Here is a 24,495-nt window from a genome sequence, read left to right as displayed (position 1 = left end):
TTTCTGTTAAATTTTTTTATAATCGTTAAACGAGTCAAAAGCATACAAAAAAACACAGAACAGGAAAGGAGTATTTCCTAACTATTCTGTGTCTTTTGATTGACTATGTTATTCAAGTATCTAGCGATAGTATGCTTCAATTTTACGACTTGGGATCAACCAAGTAACCAAAATCAAGACATTGACTATTAATACTGCGATGGGCGCGATCAAATATCCGAGAATCAATCCCACGACATTCAAACCAATAGATACGTAGGATTTACGATAATTGCCAAACAACTCTTTGATAGATGCATTCTCGTCTTCCTCTGAGGCAACTAATGTCCTTGCTAACAAATAATACGTGAGATTAGCTCCTAATATCACTATACCATAGGTCATTTCAGGAACAAGACTGTTACTGTATTCGCTGATCCATGAAGTAACGAATGGAAACAGCGACAGGAAAAAAATAAAAAAGCTATTCACCCAGAGCACTCGCCCATTCACTTTGTGGACGGCTTGAAACAAATGATGGTGGTTATTCCAATAAATGCCCAGGGTAAAGAAACTAATGATATAAATAAAAAAACGTGGCGCAAGTGCAACTAACGCTTCCAAGGTATCTGAGTGTGGTTCATGTAGCTCCAACACTAAAATAGTCATAATAATAGCGATCACGGCGTCTGTAAAGGCCTCTAGTCGATTTTTCGGCATGACTTTCCTCTCCTTTCGCTTCATTTTATTCGTAATAAGGGCAAAAAAGCAACCTTTTCACACCAAAGTAGCAAGTAGAAATCGGGCTCTGGGTGGTAGGTTTCGTCGTAGCTAGCTTTGTCCTCAATCTATTCGTTGGCGTGATCAGTGGTTTATTATGGTTAGGTATTAAATTGTTGATTCCAGTAGCCATTGCGATTTGGTTAGTCCGTTGGATCACTCGCACCACGCAACAAAGAAAATACTACTAATACTATTTTCCTAAATGAAAAACAAAAAGAGGCAGAAAATTTCTGCCTCTTTTTTTACTTCTTTTAAATGATATATCATTCAACCTAATGCTACATCTAAGATCATCATTATAATAAAACCAGTCATAACACCAAAAACTGCATAGTGTCGTTTACTTGAAAGTGTTTGCTGCGCTTCAGGAATCAGTTCTTCCACGACGACGTAAATCATTGCACCCGCAGCAAAAGCTAAGGCATAAGGCAGTAAGACTGCAACTTTTGTCACTAAGATTGCCCCGATGACTCCAGCAATCGGTTCAACCACTCCTGAAGCTTGCCCATAGACAAAGGCTTTTGTTCGACTTAATCCTTCTTGTCGGAGAGGAATCGAAACAGCCGCACCTTCTGGAAAGTTTTGAATACCAATCCCTAACGCAACAGAGATCGCTGCTAGCACCGCAGTCGTTTGATTATCTGCAGTTGCCGCTGCACCAAATGCAACACCTACTGCTAAACCTTCTGGAATATTATGCAAGGTAATGGAAAAGACAAGCAAAATCGTGCGTTTTAAATGTGTTGGTAAGCCTTCTTTTTCGTGTGCTGGACCAAAATGCATGTGTGGTAAGGTTTTGTCGGCAATGTATAAAAATAATCCCCCTAGCCCAAAACCAATACTCACCACAAGCCAAGCAATATCACCATTTTCTTCTGCTTTTGTGATTGCCGGATCTAATAAAGACCAAAAACTGGCGGCGATCATCACACCCGAAGCGAAACCTAACATCAAATTGAGTACATCTTTTTTGATTTCTTTAAAGAAAAAAACTAAGCCAGCCCCAAGCGCAGTCATAAAATAAGTAAACGCCGTACCCGTCAACGCTTGCTGCCAAGGTTCTAGCTTCAGTAACCAATCAACCATACAATTCCCCTTTCACCTTTTTATTCTTACTCTAGCATATTGCCAAAAATGTGACTACTATTCTACTATTAATCTGATGATCCTTTATTCTAAGCGGTTATCCCCTCACGTTTTTCCAATCATTCCCAAACCACTTATGGTAAAGATCATCAACGACTTGAACATTTGTAATCGTCATGTTTGGATCGACCACCGTATCTTGCTTCTTACCTGAGGAAAGTAAATCGGCGACATGACGGATCTCAAAGACAAATTCACTATCCATTGGAAAATCTTTTGTTAACACTTCTCCGTTGTTCATCTGGATCGTATAATGGTCTGTTTTCCAATAGTTAGGGATGATGATCGTGCCTTTTTCTCCAACGATGGTATACGTACTAGTAAAATCCATTTTTGTCGTAAGGAATAAACTGATGAAAAGGTCTTTCTTCTTCAGGTTGACCATACACTCTTCATCCGTCAGACCTTCTCCATGTTCTACACATAAGCCGTTATATTCATCAAATCCTGTACCAAATAAATATTGACTGACACTTAATGGGTAAGAGGCGTTGGAAATCAATACGCCACCTCCTTGTTCCATCTTCCAAAACCAAGGGATTTTTTCAGAACCCGGTCGAGCATCACGAATATCGACTAATTTTACTTGACCGATTTTTCCTGATCCAATGGTTTTTTTTACGTCTTCGATCGCAGGTAGAAATAGGGCTTTTTGTGCTTCCATGAGAAAAACCTTGTGCTCCTTAGCCAAGGCATAGAGTTCTTGTGCTTGCTCCGAATGTAGCGTAAAAGGCTTCTCTAAAAGCACATGTTTCTTTGCTTGGATCGCGGCTTTCGCGGCTGAAAAATGCAAGTGATTGATCAATGGAATATAAATCAGTTCTATCTCGTTGTCAGAAAGTAACGCTTCGTAACTGCCATACGCTTTTGGAATGCCTAACTCTGTGGCTAACTGTTGCGCCTTTTCTAAGCGACGTGTCGCAATCGCTACAGCTTGTGCCACGCCACTTTCTTTGATCCCCTCCACAACACGTGGCACGATCGAAGCACCGCTCATAATACCGATTTTCAGCATACTCTTCCTCCTAACATTTTGAATCCACTATAACATAGTTTCACACATTACTGGCACTTCACTCTACTTGGTTGAAAGTCGCTTTAGTTGGGCTTTTGATAAGGAAGATTTATACTTTAGACAATAAATATAATTTGTTTTTTTAGGGAGTGGATCAAAATGTCAACGATAAATGCCGGTATTGCCATGGTAAAAGTGCTTGAAAGCTGGGGAGTTGATCATATTTATGGGATTCCGGGTGGTTCGTTCAATTCCATTATAGATGCGTTGTACCATGAAAAAGACCAAATCGATTATATCCAAGTACGTCATGAAGAAGTAGGCGCGTTAGCTGCCGCAGCGGATGCCAAATTAACAGGAAAAGTCGGAGCTGTCTTTGGCTCAGCTGGTCCTGGAGCCACTCATTTGATCAACGGACTTTACGATGCTCAAATGGATCACGTCCCAGTTGTCGCCCTTTTAGGGCAAGTGGCTTCGACTTCTATGAATTATACTGCCTTTCAAGAATTAAATGAAAATCCAATTTTCGCTGATGTTAGTGTTTATAATCGGACAGTCATGACACCTGAAAGTTTACCTTATGTCGTTGATGAAGCGATCAAGGCAGCTTATGCACATCAAGGAGTCGCTGTTGTGACGATCCCAGTTGATTTTGGTTTTGAAGAAATCGAGTGGCAGGATGTTTCTAATGCTTCTACGTACAAAACAGGGGTGATCCTCCCTGAGATTGAAGACGTGAAAGCAGCCCTTCCTTATCTCGAACAAGCTCAAAAACCTGTCTTGTTCATCGGTCAAGGTGTTCGTCATGGCTATGATCAGATCAAGAAATTTACCGAATATTTCAAAATGCCCGTGGTTGCCTCTGTTTTAGCAAAAGGAATCGTGCCAGATGAAGACAAAAATTTTCTTGGATTTGCAGGTCGGGTAGCGACAAAACCTGCGAATGAAGCATTAGCAGAAGCCGATTTGATTTTATTTGTAGGAAGTGACTTTCCTTTTGGGCGAACCTTTTTCAATCCAGAAGCTGCTTTTATCCAAGTCGATATTGATGCCGCCAAATTCGGCCGCCGTCATCATACCGATTTAGCTATTTTAGGTGATGGTAAAACAACGTTAGAAAAACTGATTGAATTGGGGAACGAACGCACAGAAGATGCTTGGTATCTAGCCAATCAAGAAAATCTTCGCAATTGGCGGCGTTGGTTAACGTCCTTTGAAGAACCCACGGAGAAATCGATTCGACCAGAAGCGGTCTATAAAGAAATCAACCGAATTGCCGAACGTGATGCTATTTTTGTGACAGATGTTGGAAATACGACCATTCATTCGATTCGTTTACTGAACATGACTGGTGAGCAGTTACACACTACTTCGGGTTGGTTTGCGACGATGGGAAATGGTATACCCGGCGGAATCGCCGCTAAATTAAGCTTTCCGGAGAGACAAGTCTTTACTTTGAGCGGAGACGGCGGTTTTGCCATGGTGATGCAAGATATCTTGACTCAAGTCAGCTATCAGTTGCCAATCATCAATGTCGTTTTCTCAAATGATTCATTCGGATTTATCGAAGCAGAACAAGAAGATACTGAACAACAAAAATTTGGTGTTTCCCTTGAACAAGCTGATTTTGGGAAAGCCTGCGAAGCCTTAGGTGCCGATGGCTTCACGATCACACACTACGAACAATTACGCCCTGCCTTAGATGCTGCGGCGAAATCTGATCGACCAGTCGTGATCGACGTCAAGATCCCCAACAAACGGCCCTTACCTGTCGAAGACTTACACTTAGACCCAAGAAAGTATAGCGAAGAAGAAATTGAGCGCTTCAAAGAAAAATACGAAGTACATGATATGCCGGTGCTTCATGAAATATATACGCATCATCTTTCTAAACAGTTGTAAAAGTCCAGTAAACCACAACTTAGTGAGAAAAGATCCACCTCAAATTGATAGGATTTGAGGTGGATCTTTTTCAAATTTCATACACTTATTTTATTACTAATCATCTAAACGCATAAACGATCTGATTGATCCCAACGACCATAAAATAAAATCCAACTAAAAAACTTAGCGTCAACGCAGAGGATAAAGGATTGAATAATAAAATAATACCTAGTAAGATACCCAATACATTGATGACCACTGTAAACCAATAATGTCCTTCGCTTATTCCTCTGAATAAATCAGCAGTAAATAAAGCCAAAACAGAATCAATAATAAACCAAACAGCGAAGACAAATGGTAGTGCAACTACCCCCGCACCAATATTGAAAATGAAAAAGATCCCAATCAATAAATCAATGATCCCAATCACTATCGGCATCTTCCCTTTATATCCTGTCAGTTCTTTTACTCGACTACGTAGAAATAACTCAAATAATCCTTTTAGGATCGCAAAAATAGCAAATACAATAACGATAGCAACTAAGTTACCTACTGGATCGCGAAAAGAAATCAAGGAAACTAAAACAAATAGTATCCCCAAAATAAGTGAACCCCAATCAATTTTTCTACTTTCTTTCATTTTAATCCCTACTTTCTTCTAATCTATTTCTATCTTACGCCCCCATTTAAATAACTTCAAAAATTTAGCCTTTATGAAAATGCTTTAGTTGTAAAAAAACGGTTTATCTCTTTTCTTCTTTTGATTGTTTCACGTGAAACGTAAAGAATTACTGATTTCCTTGAAACTTTCAACATTCCCCTATATAATTCTAGAAGACTTGGCAAATATTATAAACATAAAGTGAGGAAAAAAATTGATTACTGTAAATGATGTAAGTTTGCACTTTTCAGATCGCAAACTATTTGATGATGTTAATATAAAATTCACTCCCGGCAATTGTTATGGCTTAATTGGAGCAAATGGCGCAGGTAAATCAACATTCCTTAAAGTATTATCAGGTGACTTGCAACCTTCAACAGGCTCTGTCACATTAGGTCCAGATGAACGTATGGCTGTTTTGAAACAAAACCACTATGACTATGAAGAATATACTGTGATGGAAACAGTAATCATGGGTCATAAACGTTTATATGAAGTAATGAAAGAAAAAGATGCCATCTATATGAAAGAAGATTTCACAGATGAAGATGGGATTCGTGCGGCAGAATTAGAAGGCGAATTTGCAGAATTAAACGGATGGGAAGCAGAACCAGAAGCAGCCGTTTTACTCCAAGGATTGAATATTCCTGAAGAGTTGCATCATCAATTGATGAGCGAACTAACTGGTGGCCAAAAAGTGAAAGTGTTGCTTGCACAAACGCTATTCGGTAAACCAGATGTTTTACTTTTAGATGAGCCGACAAACGGACTAGATATCCAATCGATCAACTGGTTAGAAGAATTTTTGATCGAATTTGAGAATACAGTGATCGTTGTTTCCCATGACCGTCATTTCTTGAATAAAGTATGTACCCACATGGCAGATTTAGACTTTGGAAAAATCAAGCTTTATGTAGGAAACTACGATTTCTGGTTAGAATCAAGCCAATTAGCAACTAAGTTACAAGCAAACGCCAATGCGAAAAAAGAAGAACAAATCAAAGAATTACAAGACTTTATCGCACGTTTCAGTGCAAATGCGTCAAAATCAAAACAAGCGACATCCCGTAAAAAAATGTTAGAAAAAATCACATTGGATGATATCCAACCTTCTTCACGTCGCTATCCTTTCGTTGGATTCAAACCAGAGCGTGAAATTGGAAATGACTTACTACAGGTAGAAAACGTTAGTGTGACAATAGATGGTAAAAAGATTTTAGATGATATATCATTTACATTAAACAAAGAAGACAAGGTAGCATTCGTTGCCGAAAACGATATAACAACTACAACGCTATTTAAAGTTATCATGGGCGATCTAACACCTGATACCGGTACTGTCCGTTGGGGTGTAACAACTAGCAATGCTTATCTACCAAAGGATACAACGAAGGAATTCGATACGGACTTAACGATTCTTGATTGGTTACGTCAATATGCAAGTAAAGAAGAAGACGACAATACGTTCTTACGTAGCTTCTTAGGTCGTATGTTGTTTTCTGGAGAGGAAGTACTAAAGCCCGTGAATGTTCTTTCTGGGGGCGAAAAAGTACGTTGCATGCTTTCTAAATTGATGCTTTCAAAAGCAAACGTCCTTGTCTTAGACGACCCAACGAATCATTTAGATTTAGAATCAATTACTGCGTTGAATGATGGTTTGATGGCATTTTCAGGTTCGATCCTATTTGCTTCTCATGACCACCAATTCATCCAAACGTTAGCAAATCGTATCATTGCTGTTTCTGATAAAGGCGTGATCGATCGTGCAGATACGACATATGATGAATTCTTAGAGAACAAAGACATCCAAAAACAATTAGAACAATTGTGGAACTAAATATTCCAAAAATAACTATAAAAACAGCTGTACAACGTGAGTAGTCTTACGTTGTACAGCTGTTTTTCTTTTTTATCGACTCACACCCATTGAAAAGATGGCGATACACCCATAGCCTGTATGACTGGCGATCGTTGGTCCTAAGGGATAGAGTTTGATTTCTTTTGTTTTGATATTTTCTTCTAATAATTTTTTGGCTTTCTCAGCACTTTCTAGGTCTCCGGCATAAGCGATATACACCGTTTGTTCCAATGGAGCTACGATCGTTTTGACCGTTTCCTCCACGATTTTCTGAATGGATTTGTTTCTACCACGCACTTTATCGACATTCTTCAAATGACCACTTGGTTCAACGGTAATGATCGGCTTCACGCTTAACAGACTACCAATAGCAGCACTTGCTTTAGAGATGCGTCCTCCACGTTCTAAATGTTTTAAATCATCAACGGTTACCCAAGAATGAACTTTTAGGTAATTATTTTGTAACCAAGCCAATGTTTCTTCCAAAGAATAACCCGATTCTTTCAAACGAACAGCTTCTAATACAAGTAGTCCTTCCCCGATACTTGCGGCTTTCGTATCAAACACATGAACTTGCGGGTCCTCATAGGTTTCTTTCAATAATTCGACTGCTTGTAAGGCACTGCTGTAAGAACCACTCATGCCACTCGAAAAAGCAACGTACAAGACTGGGATATCTTTCTCCACATAGCTACGGAAGAACTCCAAATAGCGACCCACATTGATTTGTGAGGTCGTAGGCATTGCTCCTTCACGTAACTGTTGGATGTACCCTTCATAATCAAATGTTTTTCCCAGATCATCGATTCGTATTTCCTCACCAATCTGGATCTCCATGGATAAAAAATCAACATTTGCATTTGCCAACACTTGATAGGGCAGATCGCAACATGAATCTGTGACTATTTGATACATTCGTTCCAACTCCTTTTTTTCTCCACTTTTCATCGCAGTCTATTATAGCAAACTCCTTTAATTTTAAATAACTTCAGCTCTTATATTCGTTGTACTTGGTACAAGCCAATCAAGCGAACGCTTAAATGAACACGATCAGTCTAAAACAAAAGTCACATTCATTTTTGTGTGTCGCCCTAAAACCGATAAATAATGGCAATAGGAGTAATCTCTTGGGAAATAAAGCGACAACCACAAAAATTAGAAAAACAATTTTCGTGGTTGTCGCCGTATTTCTCGAGGCTAAACACTTCTGTCCCGATTTCATTTATTTCTCGTGATTTCAGTGGTCCACTCATTCTTAAAGAATGTTCCTGTTAGCGAATCATCACTGAAAGGCTTAGATTTGCGCCCACACGCTTTCTAAGATATTTGTTTGGTTTCGGTCAGGACCTACTGAAAATGTTGAAATACGCACGCCTACAAGCTCTGAGATACGTCTTACATAGTTACGAGCATTTTCTGGTAATTCAGCTAGTGTGCGACAAGCAGTAATGTCTTCTGACCAACCTGGCAATTCTTCGTAGATTGGTTTGCAACGGTTCAATTCTTTCAAACTCGCTGGATAATGATAGATTCGTTCACCGTCTAATTCGTATGCTGTACAGATTTTCACTGTTTCCAAACCGCTCAAGACATCGATCGAATTCAATGATAGATTCGTTATACCTGACACACGTTTTGAGTGACGCATCACGACTGTATCAAACCAGCCGACACGACGTGGACGTCCAGTCGTTGTACCATATTCGCGACCGACTTCACGAATTTGTTGACCTGTTTCATCAAACAATTCAGTAGGGAATGGGCCATCTCCCACACGTGAAGTGTAAGCTTTACATACACCGACCACTTTATTGATTTTTGAAGGTCCGACACCACTACCGATCGTCACACCACCAGCCACTGGATTTGATGAGGTAACAAACGGATACGTTCCTTGATCGATATCCAACATCACACCTTGTGCGCCTTCAAATAAAACACGTTTTCCTGCATCTAACGCATCATTTAAGATAACTGATGTATCCGTCACGTATTGTTTGATTTGTTGTCCATATTCGTAGTATTCTTCAAAGATTTCTTCAAATTCAATTGGCTCTGAATCGAACATTTTCACAAATTGACGGTTTTTATCGTCTAGATTCACTCGTAAACGCTCTTCAAAAATTTCTTTATCTAATAAATCGGCTACACGGATTCCGACACGAGCGGCTTTGTCCATATAAGCAGGGCCAATCCCTTTGATGGTCGTACCGATTTTATTTTCTCCTTTTGCATCTTCTTGCAATTGGTCTAATTTGATATGATACGGTAAAATCACATGCGCACGATCAGAAATACGTAAATTATCTGTCGTCACATTTTTTTCATGTAAATAAGCCAATTCTTTGACTAAAGATTTCGGATTGACTACTACACCATTCCCGATCACGCTGATTTTATCTTTGTAAAAAATCCCCGAAGGAATCAAGTGCAGTTTATACGTAACACCATCGAATTTAATTGTGTGTCCCGCATTGTCGCCACCTTGGTACCGTGCGATCACTTCAGCATTTTCACTAAGAAAGTCAGTAATTTTTCCTTTCCCTTCGTCGCCCCATTGTGTACCCACTACTACTACAGATGACATTTGAACACCTCATTTAATATTATTTAATCCTGAATTATTGTAACAATACTTCAAACTTTATTCAACTAAAATCGAATGATATTTAATATATTTTAGAGAAAACGTTTAAAAAGCGAACATTATAATTTTCTATGTTCCATTGGTTACTAACAAGTAGGCGCCTGACCTGACTGAGTTTGAAAAACCATCTCCGGACATTCGTCCTCTCGCACCACCAAAAATCGAATAAACGGTGGGAATAGAAATAACCTCTTTGAAAAATAAAGCGCCAGCCACAAAAATTTGAAGAACAATTTTCGTGGCTGGCACCTTATTTCTCGAGGCTAAACACTTCTGTCCCGACCTCGATGTTTGATTTATTCAGATTTATTCGTCCTAATATTCTTCTCGCGGAGAAAGCGAGGAAAATTTATTGTATTCTTTGATAAAGAGCAATTCGACCGTTCCCCTTGCTCCACTCCGGTTTTTTTCAATGATGACTTCGATCACATTATCGTTTTGTGGTTCTGGCGCATCACCATCTTCGCCACCTTCACGTTCGTAGTAATCATCACGATATAAGAATGCCACGATATCCGCATCCTGCTCAATCGAACCAGACTCACGGATATCACTTAAGACAGGCCGTTTATCTTGGCGTTGTTCCACTCCACGAGAAAGCTGGGAAAGAGCAATGACGGGAACTTTTAATTCTTTCGCTAGTTTTTTCAATTGACGTGAGATATCGGATACTTCTTGTTGACGGTTTTCTTTCCCATTTCCTTCGATCAACTGCAAGTAATCGATGAGTATCAAGCCTAGATTTCCTTTTTCTTGTGCAAGTTTCCGACATTTTGCTCGTATCTCAGAGATTTTGATCCCTGGTGTATCATCAATAAAGATATTTGCTTTCGATAAACTACCCATCGCAACAATCAAATTGGACCATTCTTCTTCGGACAGCTGTCCCGTACGTAAGTGACTCGCTTCAATCGAACCTTCCGCACAAAGCATCCGGTTGACCAGTGATTCTGCCCCCATCTCTAGACTGAAGATCGCTACAGAACGATCCGTTTTTGTACCAACATTTTGGGCAATATTCAAGGCAAAGGCTGTTTTCCCTACTGCCGGACGTGCAGCCAAAATAATCAGCTCTTCTGCTTGGAAGCCAGCAGTCATTTTATCTAATCCTTGGTAACCAGTTGGCAAACCTGTGATCTCTTCATTGTTTTGCGCGAGTTGGTCAATATTTTCAATCGTAGAATTCAAGACTTCCGCAATAGATAAGAACCCGCTACGGTTACGTTTTTCTGATACTTCAAGAATGCTACGTTCCGCATCATCTAAGATGGATTGGACTTCTTCTCCTTGTTCAAATCCTCTAGTCACGATCCCTGTTGCTGTTTGGATCAAATTACGGAGCAATGATTTTTCTTCCACGATTTTTGCGTAGTAGACAATGTTCGCTGCCGTTGGTACAGCTAAAGCTAAATCAGATAAGTAACTGACTCCACCAGCATCTTCCAAGAGATTTCGTTGCTCCAAACGATCTTTGACGGTCACGACATCAATCGCTTCACTACGGTCATTCAATTCGATCATGATTTCAAAAATGATTTGATGTCCCCGACGATAAAAATCTTTCGGTTCTATGTACTCCATGGCATCGATGATCGTTTCAGCGTCTAGAAAAACAGAACCTAGAACCGCTTGTTCAGCTTCAATATTTTGCGGTGGAATTCGATCCTGCCACACTTCACTCATATTCTATCGCTCCTTGCTTTCAATTGCTTCATTTTACAAGAAAATGGCAGAAAAGTCATCCCTAAAATGAACATCTGTTCCAAAAGCTCTTCCTTCGAAAATAGGCCGCAAAAGTCAAAAATAATCGAAAGCGATTTTTGTCCTCTGCGGCTGATTTATCGAAGTGATTTCGTCACATGTTCTTTTCGTTTATTCAGAGACAACGTGTACCTTGATCGTTGCAGTTACTTCATGGTGTAGTTTCACAGGTACGTTGGTATAGCCTAACGTACGAATTGGGTTGTTCAACTCAATTTTACGTTTGTCTAATTTTACTTTGTATTGCTTATTCAAGCCTTCAGCGATTTGTTTCGATGGGATCGAGCCAAATAAACGGCTATCTTCTCCTGCTTTGGCTTTTAATTCCACGACTGTTTCTTCTTTTTCAAGAAATTCTTTTAATTTTTTGGCTTCTTCAAGAATTTCTGCTTCTTGTTTTTCTTGGGCTTTTTTCTGTCCTTCTAACTGACTGATGCTGCTTTTATTTGCTTCTTTTGCCAGATTGTTTTTGATCAAATAATTTTGCGCATAGCCTGTAGGAACTTCCTTGACATCGCCTTTTTTGCCTTTGCCTTTAACATCTTGTAAGAAAATGACTTTCATCTCATCTACTCCTTTTTATATAATTGATTCATATTTTCTTGGATAGCAGCGAGCAGTTGTTGTTTTGCTTCTTCTACAGTCACATTTTCCAGTTGTGTTGCCGCATTGGTGAAATGTCCGCCACCGCCTAAGGATTCCATGATCAATTGGACATTGATCGTTCCTGTGCTGCGGGCACTGATACCAACTAAGCCATCCGTCCGTTTCGTAATGACGAAAGCGCCGTTGATATTGACCATTGAGAGCAACGTATCTGCTGTTTTTGCTGCGATAACACTATTATACTCTTTTTCATCCGTCCCTGCTGCCACCACAATATCCTCCGTCACTTGTTCATTGTGGGCGATCAAGTGGCTGATTTCTAAATAAGTGGCTAAATCAGAGCTCAATAAATATTGTACTAAGGATGCGTCCGCACTACAAGTCTTTAAATAGCTTGCAACATCAAACGTACGTGCTGTCGTTCGCACATTGAAGTTATTCGTATCAACGGTCATGCCAGCTAACAACAACGTCGCCTCTAAACGGCTGATCCGATTGGTTCGGCTACTTTGGTATTGGATTAATTCTGTGACTAATTCAGAGGCAGAAGACGCAGAAGATTCAATATACGTTAAGAGCGGTTTGCTTGGAAACTCTTCGCCTCGACGATGATGGTCAATGATCACGATCTTATCAAATTGCTCGTAAAGGCTCTGAGAGATCGATAGCGATGGTTTATGGTAATCGACCATTACGAGTAGATCCTTGTCTTTCTTAAGCTCCATTGCGCGTTCTGGCGTAATCAATTGCATCTCCAACTCTGGTTCTTTATGGATTTCTGTTAAACAGCGTTCCACATCTGGAATGATTTCTTTTTCATCGATGACGATATAGGCTTTTTTCTGATTGAAGCGCGCCAGACAACTGACTCCAACGGCTGAACCGATAGCGTCCATATCAGGGAAGCGATGCCCCATAATAAATACATCGCCTGTTTCATCAAAAATTTTGCGTAAAGCAGTACTCATCGCCCGTGAACGAACGCGCGTACGTTTGATGGTCGTTGCTGATTTCCCACCATAGTAAGTAGGTTTCGCTCCTTCACGAACTTCTTTCACCACGACCTGATCCCCACCACGAACCAAAGCGATATCTAAGTTATTTTGAGCTTCGCTACCGATTTCTTCTAGTGTTTGTTGTCCATAGGCAATTCCCATACTAAGGGTCAACGGATGGTTTTGTCTTTCAGCTTCTGCTCGTAAGCGATCTAAGAGATCAAATTTCTTATCCATCATTTTCTTTAAGTCACTCATCTGTCCAAAAAAGAAAAAGCGCTCTGAATTGATTCGTTTAAAAAACACATGATATTCATTCATCCAGTCAGAAATCAGTGTCGTAATGAAGGAGTTCAAATAAGAAACTTCTTTTTCATCCAATTTATCGACCGTATCTGCATAGTTATCGATTGAAAGAATCCCGATGATTGGCTGGCTATTCACTTGATGGATCTTCAGTAGTTGGTTCTGGGTCACGTCAATAAAATAAACGACCCCTTTCACCGTATCCAATTCAAATTGAAACGTTTTGTCAGCTAAATAGACTTGATTTTTCTTTTTTTCTTTTGCTGAAAAAAAAGTTTCTAACAAGTCTGCTTCCAATAAAGAGCTTTGGTCTTTCACATTCAATGCGAAAGGATTCAGCCAATCAATGGTTTGTGTCGCTGGTTGGTAAGAGATGATTCCGACTGGCATGATCTCAGAAACATAATTCAAATTGGATTCCGCAACTGTGGAAGCTTGTTGGATCTTGTCACGATTCCTTAGAGTCAACCACCGTTTCATCTTTAAACCATAACGAATACAAAATAGATTCACGATCAGGATGAACAACGCACTGATCAAGCGAAATGGCATCAATAATACAACCAAAACTTCTGCAAGGATCAATAAAAGAATGAGCAGAGGGCTCGGGCTTACTTTTATTTTTTCTTTATCCATGTCTTTCCTCCCGTAACTGATTAGCCTAATTTTACCATAACTCATGTCATGTAAGCGACTAAACACCTAAATGGAACAAAAAGAGGAAGTCACGACAGTAGTCATAACTTCCTCTGTAATGGTTTGAAACGATTGGGTATTCCTACAGAATCATTCCTAAAGCGAATTATTCTTCGCCAACGAATGGTAGTAATCCCATGATACGTGCGCGTTTGATTGCAATCGTAATTTTACGTTGGTTTTTAGCGCCTGTACCTGTTACACGACGTGGCAAAATTTTACCACGTTCTGAGATAAATCTTTTTAGTAATTCGATATCTTTATAATCGATATATTCAATATGGTTAGCAGCGATGTAGTCTACTTTACGACGTTTACGTCCGCCTCTTCTTTGTTGTGCCATTCTATTTCCCTCCTATCAAATTCGTTTAGAATGGTAAATCATCGTCTGAAATGTCGATCGTTGAGCTTGATCCGAATGGATCAGAAGAATCACGATCAAAATCAGGCATACCGTTGGATGATTGAGATGTTTGATTATAGTTATTGTTTCCGCCGTTTCCGCCAAAATTATTTGTCGATTGACCAGTGTCTTGGTAGCCACCGCTTTGTTGACGGTTTTCAGATGCTGCACGACTTTCCAATAATTGGAAGTTTTCAGCAACTACTTCTGTTACGTACACACGTTGTCCTTGTTGATTATCATAAGAACGCGTTTGAATACGACCAGTTACACCTAAAAGAGTTCCTTTATGTGCATAGTTTGCTAGTGTTTCTGCTGATTTTCGCCAAATCACACAATTAATAAAATCCGCCTCACGGTTGCCGTTTTGGCTCGTGAAGTTACGATTGACAGCTAAAGTGAACGTTGCTACAGCAGTGCCACTTGATGTATATCGTAAATCTGGATCTTTTGTCAGACGTCCAACTAGTACAACGTTATTAATCAAAATGGTCATCTCCTCTCATCGTTTGATTGTTCCATGTGAAACAATAATTAAGCTTCTTCTTTTACGATCATGTGACGAACGATATCGTCATTGATTTTAGCAAGACGATCAAACTCGTTGATTGCATCTGCTGATGATGGAGAAGATACTTTAACGATGTGATAGATACCTTCACGGTAACCGTTCATTTCGTATGCTAAACGGCGTTTTTCCCAATCTTTTGATTCGATAACTTCAGCTCCGTTATCTTTCAAGATTGAATCGAAACGTTCGATTAAAGCAGTTTTTGCTTCTTCATCAATGTTTGGACGAATAATATACATGATTTCATATTTCGTGTTTTCCATTGATTTTTCACCTCCCTATGGACTTTCGGCTCTCAGCTTTCCCAAGAGCAAGGAGAGTTTTCTAATAAATTAGACTACTCACAATCCTCAATTATACACGCAACGCACTAAAAAAGCAAGCTGCTGTTCTTTGTTTTCCAAATTTTTTCTTTTGAGACGACCAAAAACTCCCAAAGATAGTTTTACCTATTCTTGGGAGTTTTGATTTTAGACGTTCACTTTTGCTTTACGCCTATTTCTATTCTTCTGTATGATCTGTTTCCACATCAACTGTCTCTGCTTCGACAGTCGTTTCTTCCGCAGGTTCTGGTTCTACTGCTGCCATGGTCACCACTTTCGTTTCTGCTTCCATCTTGATCAAGCGCACGCCTAGCGTTGCCCGACCTGTCTGAGAAACCGTTGAAACGTTGAAGCGGATGATGACACCTTTGTCTGTGATCAACATAATATCTTCTTCGCCTGTCACCGTCGTCAATCCAGCTAATGGACCATTTTTCTCAGTGATATTCGCAGTTTTGATCCCTTTACCCCCACGTCCTTTGACAGGGTACTCAGAAACCTTGGTACGTTTTCCATAACCTTTTTCTGTGATGATCAAGACTTCATGATCCTCATTCATCAAGGCTGCTCCAACGACGTAATCGTCTTCTCTCAAACGAACCCCACGAACCCCAGAGGCTGTACGTCCCATATCACGAACGGCATCTTCTGCAAAAGTCACAGAATAGCCATCGTGTGTACCAATGATGATGTTTGATTGGCCATCAGTCAATAAGACGTTGACCAATTCATCATTTTCTTTCAAACCAATCGCAATCAACCCATTGCTACGGATATTGGCAAAAGCAGTGACAGTCGTACGTTTGACTGTTCCTTGGCGTGTAGTAAAGAACAAGTAATGTCCTTCCTCTGCTTCACCAGTTACTGCGATGATTGCTTGGATCTTCTCACTTGAATCAATGCCCAGTAAGTTGATGATCGGAATCCCTTTTGCTGTACGTCCGTACTCTGGGATCTCGTATCCTTTCGCACGATACACTTTTCCGTTATTGGTAAAGAACAGCAATGTATCATGTGTGGAGCAAGAAACAAGATTTTTCACGAAATCATCGTTATGAACACCCATTCCTTGGATGCCTCGACCCCCACGACGTTGTGCGCGGAATTCGTTGTTGGCTAAACGTTTGATATAGCCATTATTCGTCAATGTGATCACGATTTCTTCTTCTTCGATTAAATCTTCGTCTTCTAAACTCAAGACTTCACCGACCAGTAATTCTGTACGACGTTTGTCGCCAAATCGTTGACTCAATTCAGCAAGTTCGGTTTGAATGATTTCTGTTACTCGTTCAGGGCGAGCAAGAATATCAGCTAAATCTTCAATGAGTTTCAATAATTCTTGGTATTCATTTTCGATTTTTTCTCTTTCCAAACCAGTCAAACGGCGTAAACGCATATCTAAGATTGCTTGCGATTGTCGGTCAGAAAGATCGAAGCGCTCGATCATCGCGTTTTTCGCTTCTTCATCTGATTTGGACCCACGAATGATCGCGATGATTTCATCAATATGATCTAAGGCGATTCGTAGTCCTTCTAAGATATGTGCTCTTGCTTCTGCTTTATCTTTTTCAAAGACCGTACGACGTGTAATAACTTCGCGTTGGTGTTCGATATAATTTTCAAGGATCTGCTTCAAGCTTAGAACTTTCGGTACGCCTTTTTCGATTGCTAACATATTGAAACCAAATGAGTTTTGTAAGGATGTCAATTTGTAGAGATTGTTCAAAATGACAGAGGCACTCGCGTCACGACGCACATCGATCACGATACGCATTCCTTCACGAGAAGATTCATCTCTTAGATCTGTGATCCCTTCAATTCGTTTGTCACGGTGCAATTCTGAAATTCGCTCAATCAATTTCGCTTTATTGACCATATATGGCAATTCAGTGACTAAGATCCGCTCTTTTCCATTTGGCATTTCCGTGATTTCTACTTTTGCTCGAACAGTGATTGAACCTTTTCCTGTTTCATACGCTCGACGAATGCCGGATTTCCCCATGACTAATCCGCCGGTAGGAAAATCAGGCCCAGGTAAGACTTCCATCAATTCATTGGTTGTCACATCTGGATTTTCCATCAATAGATCAATCGCTGCTACAACTTCTGTCAGATTATGTGGGGGAATATTCGTCGCCATTCCGACTGCGATCCCTGTCGTACCATTGACTAGCAAGTTAGGAAAACGTGCCGGTAAGACAACTGGTTCTTTTTCCGTATCATCGTAGTTGCTTTGGAAATCGACCGTATTTTTATTGATATCACGTAACATTTCTGTCGCAATCTTACTCATTCTGGCTTCAGTATAACGCATCGCAGCTGCGCCATCTCCATCAACTGACCCAAAGTTTCCATGACCATCTACTAACATGTAGCGATAGCTAAAAGGCTGCGCCATCCGAACCATTGACTCATAGATCGCACTGTCACCATGGGGATGGTATTTACCCATGACGTCCCCCACGATTCTGGCTGATTTCTTGTGTGCTTTGTCTGGTGTGACACCTAGTTCATTCATCCCATATAAAATACGGCGGTGAACTGGTTTTAATCCATCTCTAACATCTGGTAGAGCCCGAGCGACAATGACACTCATGGCGTAATCTATGAAGGAGTCTTTCATTTCGCTAGTTAGATTGACATCATGGATGTTTTCTCTGATTTCTTCACTCATTTTTCTTCCTCCTTCATGATTAAATATCTAGATTTTTAACATAGTGAGCATTTTCTTCAATGAATGCACGACGAGGTTCCACTCGATCGCCCATCAACATTTCAAATACTTCATCGGCAGCAATCGCATCATCTACACTGACACGAGCCATCATACGTTTGCTTGGGTCCATCGTCGTTTCCCATAGTTGATGATCATCCATCTCACCAAGCCCTTTGTATCGTTGAACACTTGGTTTTGGTGTTGCTGGTAGTGATTCGATGACTTTTCTCAACTCTTCTTCGGCATTTTTCCCTGGTTGGACATATGTGATTTTCTTTCCTTGTTTAACGCCATATAGCGGTGGTTGCGCGATATAAACATAGCCGGCTTCCACGATTGGGCGCATATAACGATAAAAGAGCGTCAATAGCAACGTACGAATGTGGGCACCATCGACATCGGCATCGGTCATGATGACTAATTTATGGTAACGTGCTTTGGACACGTCGAAATCTTCACCAAATCCTGTACCCATCGCTGTAAACAGTGAGCGAATTTCTTCGTTGGCTAAAATTTTATCCATACTTGCTTTTTCAACGTTCAAGATTTTCCCGCGGATCGGTAAAATCGCTTGAAATTCACGGCTTCGTCCTTGCTTTGCTGAACCACCGGCTGAATCTCCTTCGACGATGAACAATTCACTTTTTTCAGGATCATTGCTGGAACAATCGGCTAATTTACCAGGTAAATTACTGATTTCCAATGCTCCTTTTCTCCGCGTCACTTCACGCGCGCGTTTAGCCGCTAAGCGGGCTCTAGAGGCAAGTAATCCTTTTTCGACGATCTGACGGCCCACACTTGGGTTTTCCAATAAGAATTTCATGAAATGCTCACTGAACAAACGATCAGTGACCGTACGTACTTCTGAGTTTCCTAATTTTGTTTTCGTTTGTCCTTCAAACTGAGGATCTGGATGCTTGATCGAAATGACTGCTGTCAATCCTTCACGCACATCTTCACCTGTTAAATTATCATCATTTTCTTTCATCAATTTTTGCTTACGTGCATAATCATTGATGACCCGTGTCAAAGCTGTCTTAAATCCTGATTCATGTGTTCCGCCTTCGTACGTATGGATATTGTTGGCAAAGCTCATGATATTGGAATGATAACCGTCTGTATATTGCATCGAAACTTCGACAGTGATTTCTTGTTGCTCCCCTTCTAAATAAACAGGTTCTGGGAAAATCACTGTTTTGCTCGCATTTAAATATTCGACGTAGCTTTTGATTCCACCGTCATAATGGTATTCTTTCACGACAGGCTTTTCTTCGCGACGATCTTCAATTGAGATTTTCATCCCACGATTCAAGAAAGCCAGCTCACGAATACGAGTCGCCAATTTATTAAAGTCGAAAGTTGTCGTTTCTGTAAAAATTTCTGGGTCTGGGATGAAGTGAACGGTCGTTCCACTTAAATCAGTGTCACCGATGACTTTCAAATCATCGACTACCGCCCCACGACGATATTCTTGGTAATAGATCTTGCCATCTTTGTACACTTTGACATCTAATAGTGTCGATAGTGCATTCACAACGGACGAACCAACCCCATGAAGACCACCGGATACTTTGTAGCCGCCTCCGCCAAATTTACCACCCGCATGCAAGACAGTAAACACTGTTTCTACAGCTGGACGACCAGTCTTCGCTTGGATATCGACCGGAATCCCACGACCATCATCGATGACAGTGATACTGTTGTCTTCCTCAATGATGACTTGGATCTTTGTCGCAAATCCTGCCAAGACTTCATCGATCGAATTATCGACGATTTCCCATACTAAGTGGTGAAGTCCTTCTGAACTTGTTGAACCAATGTACATCCCCGGACGTTTCCGAACGGCTTCAAGACCTTCAAGCACTTGAATCTGACTGGCATCATATTCTTTTGCGCGCTCGACTAAACTTCTTTCTTCTGTCATGTATGTTTATTCTCCTTTTATTTCTCCCTGCTGAACATAAAAAATCTCAGGTTCAACAGTCATTTTATTTTTAACGTGATCCAGGGAGGTAGTAGTTAAGAATGTCTGTACTTTCCCTTCAATCGTTTCAAGTAAATGGAGTTGACGTTGGTCGTCTAACTCACTCATTACATCATCCAGTAATAGGATCGGATACTCGCCTGTTTCTTCTTTGATCAAATCGATTTCTGCTAATTTGACACTTAATGCCGTTGTTCGCTGTTGACCTTGAGAACCAAAATTTTGCACGTTTTTTTCATTGACAAAAAAAGAAAGGTCATCTCGATGGGGACCCACAGTCGTTGTCCCTCGAAAGAGATCTTTCTTTTTGTTTTGTTCGAGCAACGTTAAAAATTGTGACTGGATTTCTTGAACTGTCATAGTGTCTAAAGAAGAGAGGGCGGTCACATATTCGATTGCCAACTGTTCTCTTTGATGCGTGATTTGTTGATGTAAAGAATTTGCCCAATATTCTAAACGCTTGATAAACTGCGCTCTTGCCTTTAGTACTTTGCTACCAAATTCTGCTAGTTGTTCAGATAAAATATCAAGATAAAGTAAATCCGTTTGTTTTTTCTCATTCAATTGCTTCAAATACTGATTTCTCTGCTTTAGGATTGCTTGATATTGGACAAGATCGTAAAGATAGATTGGATTGATCTGACCTAATTCCATATCTAAAAATTTGCGTCGGATCTGTGGGCTTCCTTTCACTAAAGAAAGATCTTCAGGAGCAAATAAAATGACATTCAATTGTCCAACATAACTACTCAACTTCTTTTGTTCGATATGATTGATCTTTGTTTTTCGTCCTTTTTTAGACAGTTGGATCTCTAACGGGATCTTAGAGGTTCCTCTTGTGATCTCCCCTTGGATCATCGACTGCTCATCGTTCCATCCAATCAACTCTTGTTCACTATTTGTACGATGACTTCTTGTCATTGCAAGCACATAAATACTTTCCAAAAGATTCGTTTTTCCTTGGGCATTTTCTCCTAAAAAAATCACGAGGTTTTTGGAAAAATCAATTTGCAATTCTTGATAGTTTCGATAATTTTTGAGGTGCAGCTTATTCAGCCTCATTATCGTTATTCCCTTTTTTTACCATAAAAAAAGTTCCTGCTTCTGGAACTTCGATCATCATACCGGGATAAAGCTTTCGTCCACGACGATTTTCTGGCTCGCCATCAACCAAAACCGTGTTTTCTGCTAAATACCATTTTGCTTGTCCACCACTGCCGATGACGGTGACTTCTTTCAGCATTTGACCCAACGTCATAAACTCAGTTTTTAGAATGACTTGTTGTTTCACTCTTCATCCCTCATTTTCATTATTAAAAGTATACTTTATTATACCCTTTTTTTCGCAAGAAAACAAATTTATCCATATATTTTTCCATATGAGCGGATTTAAATGAAAAAAGGTGATTTGAACAAAAAGAAACAGAAAGCCTTAAAATTGATTTTAGGGCCTTCTGTTTAAAATGGTTTATTTTTCAGTTTATTTTCAATTAGTATTTTAGTTTGTGCGTACTGGAGTGATCAATTGGATGAATTGTACCCCATCTTCCGTTGGTTCTAACGTAAATGGACGAATGGCAGAAATGAATTTTACTTTGATACTCATATCGCCAAATGCACGCAAAGCAGCTTTCATATAGTCCGGATTAAAGGAAATATCCAGCGGATCTCCGGTGCTAGTCGTATAATTCAAGCTTTCTTCTACTTTTCCGATTTCAGGAGAATTACCGTATAGAACAACAGAATCAGGCTGGATCGACAAACGAACGATATTGTTGCGTCCTTCATGTGAGAGCAAAGAGGCACGCTCAATCGCTGCTAAAAAGCTTGGGACAGAAAATTCAACTTCGGTATTGAAACTTGAAGGAATCAAACGATTCGTATCGGGATAATTCCCTTCTAACAAACGTGAATAAAAATACATATTTTCAGTTTTGAACAATACTTGGTTTTCCATAATACTGATTTCTACGATTTCTTCTTCATTTGTCAATGAACGTGATAATTCAGTCAAACTTTTTCCAGGAATCACGATATCGAATTGATCAGCTGATTGTTCGATCGGAATCACTCGTTGACTCAAACGATGTGAGTCAGTTGCTACTGCTAATAACGAGTTGTCTTTCAAAATGAAATGAACACCTGTAAGAATTGGGCGACTTTCATGTTGAGAAACAGCAAACACTGTTTCATTGATCAATTTGGTCAATACATGTACAGGCAATTTCATCTGGTTGTGACTTTCTACAACAGGAAGATGAGGGTAATTATCCGCATCTAACCCATTCACTAAGAAATTCGCTTTCCCTGAAGTAATGGCCACTTGTTTGTTTTCTAACACTTCTAGCGTAAAGGTTTCTTCGGGCAATCGACGAATGATTTCACTGAAGAAGCGAGCTTGTAGAACAATGGCTCCTGTTGTTTCAATTTGCATTTGCGCTTTTTCATTTTCAACAGATAGAAATGTCTCAATTGAAATATCTGCATTACTACCTGTTAAAGTCAGTCCTTCTTGATTGAGGGTGATTTTAACCCCAGTCAAAATAGGAATTGTCGTTTTACTTGAAATCGCACGCTGAACAGTTTGCAATTCTTGTATAAATGTTGCGCGGTTTAAGGTTACTTTCATTGTAGATCTCCTTTGCCATATATTTATTTTATTATTAGTAAATAAAGTAATAAAAGTATTAGGTACTGTTGATACTGTGGAAAACTATAAAAATGCTAGAAGAGAAAAGAAAAAACAGCTGTGGAAAATATGTGCATAACTTTTGAATGATTTCTAATTTTATCCACAAGGCGTTTTTCTTTCTATCAAGCATCTTTTTAGTTTAATAGGAAATTTTTGATTTCTGATACTTCATTTTGCATGCTGACACTTGAATCGATCAGTTGCTGGATTTTTTCGTGCGCATGGATGACAGTTGTATGATCTTTTCCACCAAATTCAGCGCCGATTTTAGGAAGCGAGCTATCGGTTAATTCCCGAGCCAAGTACATAGCGATTTGACGAGGAACAACGATCGATTTGACGCGTTTCTTTCCTTTTAGATCCTTTAATTGAATATGGTAATACTTTGCAACTTCTTCTTGGATCTGCAAAATCGAGAGTTGCGGGTGACCTTTGCCAGATTTCAATGTCTTTAAAGCGTCAGCAGCTAAACTAGTTGATATATCTTCACTGTTCATCGTAGCAAATGCTTGAACACGTACAAGAGCGCCTTCTAGTTCACGAATGTTGGAATCGATTTGTCCCGCAATATAACTTAAGGTATCATCAGGGATTTCTAGGCGTTCTGCTGCGGCTTTTTTTCTCAAAATAGCTGTTCTTGTTTCAAGGTCAGGTGGCGTGATATCTACTGAAAGTCCCCAAGCAAAGCGAGAAACGAGACGTTCCTGCAATTTTGGGATTTCGTTTGGTAAACGATCACTCGTCAGGACGATTTGTTTTCCTTCATTGTAGAGCGCATTGAAGGTATGGAAAAATTCTTCTTGAGTTGCTTCTTTTTCAGCAAAAAATTGAATATCATCGACTAATAGTAAGTCGACATTTCGATATTCTTGGCGAAATTCTTCGGCCGTTTTATTTTGGATCGAATTGATAAAATCATTGGCAAACGTCTCACTGCTTACATATTTGACCTTCGCATTTGGCTGACTTAACAACATTTGATGACCAATTGCGTGCATCAAGTGAGTCTTACCAAGTCCGACACCACCATAGAAGAACAATGGATTATAAATCGAACCAGGATCTTCAGCAACGACCAAGGCAGCGGCATGAGCCATCTGGTTACCTTTTCCGATTACAAATGTATCGAAGGTATACTTAGGATTCAACATCGCTTTTTTGATTGGTGTGATTGGGGGAACTTTCATTGTTTTGATTTCTTCTACTTCTTCTTGTTCCGCTTCTTCACCGGTTACAAAACGTGGAATGATTTCTTTTCCCGTTAACATGTAGCCGACCTCAACAATCTTTGTTGCGAGATTTTTTTCCCAATATTCCTTATGGATCTTGCTTGGAACAGTCACCACTAATTGGCTTTGTTCTAAGGATTTAGGTTGTGCTGTCTCAATCCAAGTATTGTAACTTGCTGGAGACAGTTCTTTTTGATAAGTCGTTTTTAATTCAGTCCATAAAGCATCGAGGGATACCAT

Annotated in this window: 21 protein-coding genes; 3 read left to right on the top strand and 18 right to left on the bottom strand. The window is 39.8% G+C overall.

Annotated elements, in window-relative coordinates:
* Positions 1–120: 120 nt before the first annotated feature.
* Complete coding sequence (locus tag IGJ49_RS00105; protein ID WP_023518863.1) at positions 121–699, bottom strand: TMEM175 family protein; 579 nt, start codon at positions 697–699, stop codon at positions 121–123.
* Positions 700–791: 92 nt separating this feature from the next.
* Here IGJ49_RS00105 and IGJ49_RS00100 point away from each other — a divergent pair, with 92 nt between their 5' ends.
* The gene (locus IGJ49_RS00100; RefSeq protein ID WP_438722163.1) at positions 792–950 is read left to right on the top strand and encodes a hypothetical protein; all 159 of its coding nucleotides are present in this window, start codon (positions 792–794) and stop codon (positions 948–950) included.
* A 79-nt stretch (positions 951–1,029) separates the two neighbouring features.
* Here the strand turns inward: IGJ49_RS00100 and IGJ49_RS00095 are convergent, their stop codons facing one another.
* Positions 1,030–1,848, bottom strand: coding sequence for a ZIP family metal transporter (locus IGJ49_RS00095; protein WP_010734545.1), 819 nt, complete (start codon positions 1,846–1,848; stop codon positions 1,030–1,032).
* Between the two features lie 97 nt (positions 1,849–1,945).
* On the bottom strand, positions 1,946–2,923 hold the full coding sequence (locus IGJ49_RS00090) for a Gfo/Idh/MocA family protein (protein ID WP_062805926.1): 978 nt from the start codon (positions 2,921–2,923) through the stop codon (positions 1,946–1,948).
* Positions 2,924–3,082: 159 nt separating this feature from the next.
* Between IGJ49_RS00090 and spxB the strand changes: the two genes are divergently transcribed.
* Positions 3,083–4,825 (top strand): pyruvate oxidase, encoded by a 1,743-nt coding sequence (gene spxB / locus IGJ49_RS00085; RefSeq protein ID WP_077152057.1) that lies wholly within the window; start codon positions 3,083–3,085, stop codon positions 4,823–4,825.
* 100 nt (positions 4,826–4,925) lie between these two features.
* On the opposite strand, the gene IGJ49_RS00080 is transcribed toward spxB, so the two are convergent.
* Positions 4,926–5,447: an HdeD family acid-resistance protein gene (locus IGJ49_RS00080; RefSeq protein ID WP_010734548.1), complete on the bottom strand. Its 522-nt coding sequence runs from the start codon at positions 5,445–5,447 to the stop codon at positions 4,926–4,928.
* Between the two features lie 235 nt (positions 5,448–5,682).
* Between IGJ49_RS00080 and IGJ49_RS00075 the strand changes: the two genes are divergently transcribed.
* Positions 5,683–7,305, top strand: coding sequence for an ABC-F family ATP-binding cassette domain-containing protein (locus IGJ49_RS00075; RefSeq protein WP_010734549.1), 1,623 nt, complete (start codon positions 5,683–5,685; stop codon positions 7,303–7,305).
* Positions 7,306–7,377: 72 nt separating this feature from the next.
* Here IGJ49_RS00075 and IGJ49_RS00070 read toward each other — a convergent pair whose 3' ends face one another.
* The 14 genes from IGJ49_RS00070 to dnaA form a co-directional block, all read right to left on the bottom strand.
* Positions 7,378–8,241, bottom strand: coding sequence for a DegV family protein (locus tag IGJ49_RS00070; RefSeq protein WP_062806266.1), 864 nt, complete (start codon positions 8,239–8,241; stop codon positions 7,378–7,380).
* Between the two features lie 379 nt (positions 8,242–8,620).
* Positions 8,621–9,913 (bottom strand): adenylosuccinate synthase, encoded by a 1,293-nt coding sequence (locus IGJ49_RS00065; protein ID WP_010734551.1) that lies wholly within the window; start codon positions 9,911–9,913, stop codon positions 8,621–8,623.
* A gap of 375 nt (positions 9,914–10,288) precedes the next feature.
* Positions 10,289–11,656: a replicative DNA helicase gene (gene dnaB, locus IGJ49_RS00060; protein ID WP_010734552.1), complete on the bottom strand. Its 1,368-nt coding sequence runs from the start codon at positions 11,654–11,656 to the stop codon at positions 10,289–10,291.
* 189 nt (positions 11,657–11,845) lie between these two features.
* The gene (rplI, locus tag IGJ49_RS00055; protein WP_010734553.1) at positions 11,846–12,298 is read right to left on the bottom strand and encodes a 50S ribosomal protein L9; all 453 of its coding nucleotides are present in this window, start codon (positions 12,296–12,298) and stop codon (positions 11,846–11,848) included.
* Positions 12,299–12,303: 5 nt separating this feature from the next.
* Positions 12,304–14,277 carry a DHH family phosphoesterase gene (locus IGJ49_RS00050; RefSeq protein ID WP_010734554.1) on the bottom strand — a complete coding sequence of 658 codons (1,974 nt, stop codon included), beginning with the start codon at positions 14,275–14,277 and terminating at the stop codon, positions 12,304–12,306.
* Between the two features lie 166 nt (positions 14,278–14,443).
* Complete coding sequence (rpsR, locus tag IGJ49_RS00045; protein ID WP_010734555.1) at positions 14,444–14,680, bottom strand: 30S ribosomal protein S18; 237 nt, start codon at positions 14,678–14,680, stop codon at positions 14,444–14,446.
* A 25-nt stretch (positions 14,681–14,705) separates the two neighbouring features.
* Positions 14,706–15,227: a single-stranded DNA-binding protein gene (ssb, locus tag IGJ49_RS00040; RefSeq protein ID WP_010734556.1), complete on the bottom strand. Its 522-nt coding sequence runs from the start codon at positions 15,225–15,227 to the stop codon at positions 14,706–14,708.
* A 47-nt stretch (positions 15,228–15,274) separates the two neighbouring features.
* A complete protein-coding gene (gene rpsF, locus IGJ49_RS00035) occupies positions 15,275–15,574 on the bottom strand; it encodes a 30S ribosomal protein S6 (RefSeq protein ID WP_019723039.1) in 300 nt (99 codons plus the stop codon).
* A 238-nt stretch (positions 15,575–15,812) separates the two neighbouring features.
* Complete coding sequence (gyrA, locus tag IGJ49_RS00030) at positions 15,813–18,308, bottom strand: DNA gyrase subunit A (RefSeq protein WP_023518859.1); 2,496 nt, start codon at positions 18,306–18,308, stop codon at positions 15,813–15,815.
* Between the two features lie 19 nt (positions 18,309–18,327).
* The gene (gyrB, locus tag IGJ49_RS00025; RefSeq protein WP_010734559.1) at positions 18,328–20,274 is read right to left on the bottom strand and encodes a DNA topoisomerase (ATP-hydrolyzing) subunit B; all 1,947 of its coding nucleotides are present in this window, start codon (positions 20,272–20,274) and stop codon (positions 18,328–18,330) included.
* Positions 20,275–20,280: 6 nt separating this feature from the next.
* Positions 20,281–21,396 carry a DNA replication/repair protein RecF gene (recF, locus tag IGJ49_RS00020; RefSeq protein ID WP_010734560.1) on the bottom strand — a complete coding sequence of 372 codons (1,116 nt, stop codon included), beginning with the start codon at positions 21,394–21,396 and terminating at the stop codon, positions 20,281–20,283.
* Positions 21,383–21,625 carry a S4 domain-containing protein YaaA gene (yaaA, locus tag IGJ49_RS00015; RefSeq protein WP_019723041.1) on the bottom strand — a complete coding sequence of 81 codons (243 nt, stop codon included), beginning with the start codon at positions 21,623–21,625 and terminating at the stop codon, positions 21,383–21,385. Before yaaA ends, recF begins: the two co-directional genes overlap by 14 nt.
* 207 nt (positions 21,626–21,832) lie before the next feature.
* Positions 21,833–22,963 carry a DNA polymerase III subunit beta gene (dnaN, locus tag IGJ49_RS00010; RefSeq protein ID WP_438722162.1) on the bottom strand — a complete coding sequence of 377 codons (1,131 nt, stop codon included), beginning with the start codon at positions 22,961–22,963 and terminating at the stop codon, positions 21,833–21,835.
* 197 nt (positions 22,964–23,160) lie between these two features.
* Positions 23,161–24,495, bottom strand: a 1,335-nt coding sequence (gene dnaA / locus IGJ49_RS00005; protein WP_023518857.1) for a chromosomal replication initiator protein DnaA, incomplete at its 5' end; no start/stop codon positions are given.

The sequence above is a fragment of the Enterococcus sp. AZ171 genome, assembly GCF_051714005.1.
GTDB lineage: Bacteria > Bacillota > Bacilli > Lactobacillales > Enterococcaceae > Enterococcus_B > Enterococcus_B pernyi.
The sequence above is the reverse complement of the archived record's forward strand: the minus strand, read 5'-3'. Positions and strand labels throughout refer to the sequence as shown.

What these genes read in the sequence shown, in the direction of transcription:
- IGJ49_RS00105 (WP_023518863.1), bottom strand. Translation starts at nt 699, where the DNA reads ATGCCGAAAAATCGACTAGAGGCCTTTACAGACGCCGTGATCGCTATT.
- IGJ49_RS00095 (WP_010734545.1), bottom strand. Translation starts at nt 1,848, where the DNA reads ATGGTTGATTGGTTACTGAAGCTAGAACCTTGGCAGCAAGCGTTGACG.
- IGJ49_RS00090 (WP_062805926.1), bottom strand. Translation starts at nt 2,923, where the DNA reads ATGCTGAAAATCGGTATTATGAGCGGTGCTTCGATCGTGCCACGTGTT.
- spxB (WP_077152057.1), top strand. Translation starts at nt 3,083, where the DNA reads ATGTCAACGATAAATGCCGGTATTGCCATGGTAAAAGTGCTTGAAAGC.
- IGJ49_RS00080 (WP_010734548.1), bottom strand. Translation starts at nt 5,447, where the DNA reads ATGAAAGAAAGTAGAAAAATTGATTGGGGTTCACTTATTTTGGGGATA.
- IGJ49_RS00070 (WP_062806266.1), bottom strand. Translation starts at nt 8,241, where the DNA reads ATGTATCAAATAGTCACAGATTCATGTTGCGATCTGCCCTATCAAGTG.
- IGJ49_RS00065 (WP_010734551.1), bottom strand. Translation starts at nt 9,913, where the DNA reads ATGTCATCTGTAGTAGTAGTGGGTACACAATGGGGCGACGAAGGGAAA.
- dnaB (WP_010734552.1), bottom strand. Translation starts at nt 11,656, where the DNA reads ATGAGTGAAGTGTGGCAGGATCGAATTCCACCGCAAAATATTGAAGCT.
- rplI (WP_010734553.1), bottom strand. Translation starts at nt 12,298, where the DNA reads ATGAAAGTCATTTTCTTACAAGATGTTAAAGGCAAAGGCAAAAAAGGC.
- IGJ49_RS00050 (WP_010734554.1), bottom strand. Translation starts at nt 14,277, where the DNA reads ATGGATAAAGAAAAAATAAAAGTAAGCCCGAGCCCTCTGCTCATTCTT.
- rpsR (WP_010734555.1), bottom strand. Translation starts at nt 14,680, where the DNA reads ATGGCACAACAAAGAAGAGGCGGACGTAAACGTCGTAAAGTAGACTAC.
- rpsF (WP_019723039.1), bottom strand. Translation starts at nt 15,574, where the DNA reads ATGGAAAACACGAAATATGAAATCATGTATATTATTCGTCCAAACATT.
- gyrA (WP_023518859.1), bottom strand. Translation starts at nt 18,308, where the DNA reads ATGAGTGAAGAAATCAGAGAAAACATCCATGATGTCAATCTAACTAGC.
- gyrB (WP_010734559.1), bottom strand. Translation starts at nt 20,274, where the DNA reads ATGACAGAAGAAAGAAGTTTAGTCGAGCGCGCAAAAGAATATGATGCC.
- recF (WP_010734560.1), bottom strand. Translation starts at nt 21,396, where the DNA reads ATGAGGCTGAATAAGCTGCACCTCAAAAATTATCGAAACTATCAAGAA.
- dnaN (WP_438722162.1), bottom strand. Translation starts at nt 22,963, where the DNA reads ATGAAAGTAACCTTAAACCGCGCAACATTTATACAAGAATTGCAAACT.